This window comes from Lacihabitans soyangensis, assembly GCF_024343775.1.
GTDB classification, from domain to species: domain Bacteria; phylum Bacteroidota; class Bacteroidia; order Cytophagales; family Spirosomataceae; genus Leadbetterella; species Leadbetterella soyangensis.
Window position 1 is genome coordinate 1 of record NZ_RJUF01000149.1, and the last position, 1353, is coordinate 1353.

1 pseudogene is annotated in these 1353 nt (G+C 45.5%); it reads left to right on the top strand.

The features are described 5' to 3' along the window. Positions 1–1353: pseudogene (locus EGI31_RS15145) on the top strand (hypothetical protein); the annotation flags it as partial.

Consider the following 1353-nt stretch of genomic DNA (forward strand, 5'->3'; position numbering starts at 1 on the left):
AACGGTGGAGGAGCATCTGACATTAGAGTCGGTGGTACTGCTTTAGCTGATAGAGTAATTGTAGCAGGTGGTGGTGGCGGTGCGGCTGGAAATAGACTTGCAGGTTGTGGAAGAGGAACTGGTGGTGGTGGTGGCGGTGGTTACTACGGTGGTGGTGGTGGTGCCGCATGGCCTGGTTCGACCCCAGGTAATCTCCCAACAGGCGGAACGCAAATAGGAGGTGGAACTGGTGGGGTTTCTACATTTGCAACTGCTGCACCGGCTAACAAAGGGGGGGAAGGAGTTTTGGGAGTTGGTGGGAGTGGTGGTAATGAATTATCTTCCAACCAAGCTGCTAACTCAACTGGTTCAATCGGAGCAAACGGTGGAGGCCTGACGGGTAATAATGGTACATACAATGGAAACTTTGTAGGTCAGAGTGGTGCTGGTGGTTCAAGTTATTTAGGTAACCTTAATGCCTCTTCAACTACTGCTGGTTTAAATACTGGCGATGGTTCGGTAACCATTACATACACTGCTTCATTAGTTTGTACTGGTCCTCCACAAACATTTACAATTACTGTAAATCCAACCCCAACAGTATCAGCATCAAGTAATTCACCAATTTGCTCGGGAAATTCAGCTAGTCTTAGTAGTTCAGGAGGAACAAATTACTCATGGACGGGTCCGAATGGATTTAGTTCGTCCATCCAAAATCCTATCATAGCCAATGTGACAACTGGTGGAACTTATTCGGTTACCGTTACTGATGGCAATGGGTGTACTGCAACGGCCTCAACGGCAGTTACAGTCAATGCTACGCCTGTAGCAAATCCATCCAATAACACTCCGATTTGTTCAGGAAACACTTTAAATTTAACTTCATCAGCTGGTACAAGTTATCTGTGGTCGGGTCCAAACTCATTTAGTTCAACTGAGCAGAATCCAAGTATTAGTAATGTAACGACGGCAGCCAACGGAGTATATACCTTGACAGTTACAAACTCAAATGGCTGTAGTGCAAGTGCGACCACAAATGTAATTGTAAATGCATTACCAGTTCCAAACCCAACTAGTGATTCGCCTAAATGTGTGGGTACAACCTTGAGTTTCAATTCGGTATCAGGCATGACCAGTTACGTATGGAGTGGGCCGAATTCATTTAGTGCTTCTATACAAACACCAAGCATCAGCAGTGTAACTACTGCTGCAAGTGGTACTTATAGCTTAACTGTAACGAGTGCCAATGGCTGTACTGCAAGTGCAACTACAGTTGTTACAATCAATTCTTTGCCGGTACCAAATCCGAGCTCTGACTCACCGAAATGTGTTGGTACGACTTTATCATTCAACTCAGTGGCAGGCATGAGTAGT